Source organism: Arenibacter lacus, assembly GCF_008711145.1.
In the GTDB taxonomy this organism is placed as follows: Bacteria; Bacteroidota; Bacteroidia; order Flavobacteriales; family Flavobacteriaceae; genus Arenibacter; species Arenibacter amylolyticus.
This window is the reverse complement of the sequence record NZ_VVIN01000112.1, coordinates 1-4751: the sequence shown is the minus strand read 5'-3', so window position 1 is coordinate 4751 and position 4751 is coordinate 1. Positions and strand designations below refer to the sequence as shown.

Below are 4751 nucleotides of genomic sequence, written 5' to 3'. Positions count from 1 at the left end.
AATGATGCTTAAGGTCCTCAATCGAATGATTGCTAACAAAAGGATTTTCCAGTACCTGCCAAGTATCGTCCCACCCTCTTTGAAAATCGTTAAAGAAAGTTGGCACAAATACTAGAATTGTTGTTACTACGAGTAGTAGAGGGATGTATTTAAAATAATTGCTCATAGTGTATTATTTTTTTTGATCCCCTATTAATGCCATAACAAAACTTGACACCATGGTTTGCACACCGAGACTAATTAGGAACACTGCTGGAATTACTTTTCTCATAAATAAAGATGGGTTTAACTCTGAGTACCCTGTATCGCTCCATGCACTTATATTGAAATAGCTCCATAAAACACCTATTAATAGCAGGAGCACTCCTGCTATTAATCCTGTTTCTAAATTAAAATTTAACCTTTGATTTTGCTTTTTATATAGGATATGTTGCTGCTTATAACGCTTTACAATGACATACATAAAAAATAATTGGGTGGCTAATAAAGCTGCTACCATAGCATATAATAGCGTATGTACATCTATATGTACATCTAACTGTATATTAGAAATTCTTAAAGGCTCAATTGTTAGAAGGCTTCCAAAAATTAAGCTCACTATTAACAATAAACTTCCTGGGTATAATAAAAACCATTTGGGAGCGTAGGTGATTAGAAACCTTAAATGGCGCCAGCCGTCTTGCCATGTGTTAAGATGTGGTGGTCTGTTTCTACCATCTTTAGATAAGGTTGTGGGTACTTCTGTAATTTTCATTCCCATTAGGGTTGCTTTTACAACCATTTCTGAGGCAAACTCCATTCCTGTAGATTTCAACTCCATTTTGATATAAGCCTCTTTAGAAAAACCTCTAAGACCACAATGAAAATCTTTAATGGGGCTTTTAAAAAATAGGCCACCTATAAAGCTTAAAACAGGGTTTCCCAAATATCTATGTAAAAAAGGCATCGCTCCTTTTTCAATACCGCCCTTAAAACGATTGCCCATTACTAAATCGCATCCCTTAGCAAGTTCATCTACAAAATAGGTAAGGGTAGAAAAATCATAGCTATCATCAGCATCACCCATAACGATATAAGTGCCATTTGCTGCGTTGATACCGCCTTGTAGGGCTGAACCGTAACCTTTTGAAACTACATTAACCACACGAGCACCATTTTTTTGTGCTATCCCTATAGAACCATCGGTACTACCATTATCTGCAATAATAATTTCGCCAGAGATCTTATTGTTAGTTAAATAGGAGTTTGCCTTTTTAATACAGGTTTCAAGTGTTTCTGCTTCATTTAGGCAAGGCATAACAATAGATAAATAAGGGTTAATCATTGGTTATGATTTTATATACGTTAAACGATCCATTTGAAAACACCTTTTTGAATTGGTCAGAAAGCCTATGAGATTCATGCTCCATAGGAATTTGAAAAAAGTTGCCAACAGATTTATTTTCCACATAGTAATTTGATTTTTCTAAGATTTCTGTTGTAGAATTGAACAATGCTAGTGAAAGCCTGTTTGTATATAGGTGCATGACTCTAGGTCTAAAAAATCCAATAATATCTTGTTCTTGAGTATTTTCTATTATGTATTCAAACAATTCCTTGCTTTCAGGTGACTCAGGACCAAATACCATTTGTGATGGACTTTTCACGGCCTTAAAAGTTGCCTTATAAGTTTTTATAAGATTGGTGCTTAAACACACACATAGTACAAATAGTGAAAAATATTTTACGAAGACATTTTCTTTGCTCAGCTTAAATAAATACTGTAAGCCCTGAATTAAAAAATAAAGTATAAATGGGTAAATAGAATACAAGTAGCGTAGCTCTCTAAATGGCCAAATTGTAAACAAAATAATTAAGAACCCCAGGTAGGTTAGTAATACAACATCTTTTTTTATTCTGTATCCCATACCCACAAATGCTATTAGTAAGGTAAGATGCAAAAAGTATGGTATAGCTAGATTACCAAACAAAGGGTCCTTGAACCATTTATAATACACCTCTAGATTACGCAGGGAAGTATCCCAACTAATAAGGTTATTATAGCTAAAATGTGACGTGAATCCCGATGGGAGCAATAATTTTAAAAAATAATATGAAAACAAAGCCGTTAAGTAGGGAGCCAAAAATATTAAGTGCTTAGCGGCTAATACCGGTTGCTCTTTTCTATTTATTAACAAGTAATGGATCTGTCCTATGAATAATGCTAAAAAAAGGCCAATGCCTTCCGATCTTATGCTAAAGCAGAAGAATAGCATAAACCCAACACCCACAGATCGTATCCATGAATTGCTGTAATGGTTGCGTAATAATTTAAGAATAAGAAATAAACTTATAAAGGAAAATAACAAGAAAGGGATTTCAGAAAGCACACTATTTATTGCCGTAATATAGGATATATTAAAGCCTATAATTGCAAAAAAGAACAAACCATTAGTTTGTTTGAATGCACCACCGCTTCTAAATGTTAGAAACATCATGAGCAAAGCACAAATCAGAAAAATGGCTTCTAGGAGTCTAAATACTGTATAGTCAACATCGTAAATGGCATAGATTGGTGCTAGTAGTATTGGAAAGCCCCAAGGATAAAGGGTGGGACTAAACGTATGCACTGACGAATTCTCTACGATATATTTATTAGCCATGGCTAATTGATGGCTTGTACCTTCATTAATGCTTTTCGCCTGATGTATGTATAATGAAAAATCACCTCCCCAATTGTGCCCTTTTTCACTATTTAAAATGCAAAGAACAGTGCAAGATAAAACTATAAGTCCTATCATAAGTATTGGAAATGTTGCTGATATAAGTTTCAAAATTAATGTTTACTTCCTATTATGAGGGGATGGTTAATTATTAATAAATATGTTACTATTACTTATAGTTCAACTTTGGTTTGCATATCCAATACGTATATTTAGAATGTTGATTATTTTAAATGCTTGTAATCGAATTGATGTTTTGTAATAAAAAACGCTTAGGTCTTGGCAATTTCCCATGAAAATGTTGAATCCAAGTTAAATATTAAAAATGAGGTATTGACTACACAAAAGTGTAGTTTTGGTTTGTAATGTTGTTTGTGTAAAAGTTTATGGGTAAAATTTATGTCTTGCGTGTGGCTGGCATGCACTTGTAAATCAATTTGTTGCGAGGTTAAGTGTATGTTGTGATATGGTTCCTTCTTAACTTATAGTGCAACTTTGGTTTGCATATCCATATAGCTTATATTTGAAATCGACCCCTATAAATAACCACCAATACTTTAACGTGATGAAAAGTTTTACTGACCCCCCAGTATTTGAGAAATTTACTCAGACTAATTATTTAGAAGTAATAAAGGTGATGGCAAGAACCTCAACCGATAGCTTTTATGTTGTTGATTACCAGAAAAGAAGGTTCGATTATGTTTCGGATAACCCAATGTTTCTCTATGGTTTTAACGCTCAAGAGGTAATGGGATTGGAATTTGATTTCTTTTTCAAGTATCTGAGTCAGTCTGATGTAGAATCAATGCAAAGACTAAATGCAATAATGTTTGAGTATTTTCATAAAATACCAAAACAGAATAAAAAACAATATACCATATCCGCCGATTTATATATAAAATGCAATCAGGGTAATCGTATTTTAATTCACCTGAAATTAACTCCGTTGATTATATCTGAATCCGGTGATATTTGCAAAGCAGTTTGTGCAATATCTCCTTCTAATGAAAATAACTCAGGAAATATTAAAATATACAAAGATGGTGATAATTTAGTTTCAGTATTTGATTTTAGAAGGAATGAGTGGATGAATCACGAGAAAATAGAATTAACTTTCAGAGAAAGGGAGATTCTTCTATATTCTATAAGGGGATTTTCTATAAAGGAGATAGCTGATACAATTTTCCTTTCAGTGGAGACAGTGAAATATCATCGCAAAAAGTTGTTTGAAAAATTGGAGGTTAAAAATATTGCAGAAGCTATAGCCTTAACTAATATTAATAAGCTTATATGTTAATTTTATTGATGTATTAACAATACCACTGGGCAAATCTGAGATCAATAGCGCTTAATCATCTTTTTAGTTTAATGGGTAATTGATCTAGACGCTTAAAGGTGAGATAGGATTCTGCGTAAGGTGTTTCCTTTTTGCCTTTTCCCTGTGGCAGTCGGGCCAACCTTCCGAGCCTATATCTTTCCCTACCCACGTTTTCGCCCATCCCTAGGATGATGGTTCCGTCTGCCTTATTTCCCGACCGCCTCGGGACCGCACCAAAGCACAAGGGGTGGAAAACCCCTTGCCCTTTTTATCCCTTGCTATGAAATCGACCTATTTCACCATTTCACACCATTTTTTCGAATAAAATATAAGACCATGTTAAACCAGGACTGGTCTTATATGGTCTCATATGGCTTTATATGGTTTTGAGGTTTAAATTACTGTAAATAAGTCTTTTAGGATAGTTTTCGATGTATTATATTTATATAGAAATATCCGTTTTTAACGGATAGCAAGTTATGTTTTGCGCAACGCAAAACTCCTACTTCTAGCGAAGTGAAAAGCTGCCCTCGGCAGTAAAAAACAACAAAAATATCATGATCGCACGACTCCTATATCGTAACAAAGTTCAAGGCGTTCTGAAATACGTCCTTGGGAAACCAGAATCGACCATCCTCGGCTTCCACAATACCTATTCCGATACGGATACCAACCTTAAGGTCTTCGAGCAGGTGCTCGTCTTTTTGGGCTTCCGCCATGCCTCCGAAAAA

General features: G+C 34.5%; 3 protein-coding genes. 1 reads left to right on the top strand and 2 read right to left on the bottom strand.

Features of this window, described 5'->3' with window-relative positions:
• Positions 1–172: 172 nt before the first annotated feature.
• Both F1E73_RS16385 and F1E73_RS16380 read right to left on the bottom strand, forming a co-directional pair.
• Positions 173–1324 carry a glycosyltransferase family 2 protein gene (locus tag F1E73_RS16385; RefSeq protein ID WP_223883492.1) on the bottom strand — a complete coding sequence of 384 codons (1152 nt, stop codon included), beginning with the start codon at positions 1322–1324 and terminating at the stop codon, positions 173–175.
• The gene (locus F1E73_RS16380; protein WP_150452572.1) at positions 1317–2813 is read right to left on the bottom strand and encodes a hypothetical protein; all 1497 of its coding nucleotides are present in this window, start codon (positions 2811–2813) and stop codon (positions 1317–1319) included. The genes F1E73_RS16385 and F1E73_RS16380 overlap by 8 nt, the downstream gene beginning before the upstream one ends.
• Before the next feature lie 454 nt (positions 2814–3267).
• On the opposite strand from F1E73_RS16380, the gene F1E73_RS16375 reads away from it, so the two are divergent.
• Positions 3268–3999, top strand: a complete 732-nt coding sequence (locus F1E73_RS16375; RefSeq protein WP_086477456.1) for a response regulator transcription factor — start codon at positions 3268–3270, stop codon at positions 3997–3999.
• Positions 4000–4751 lie beyond the last annotated feature (752 nt).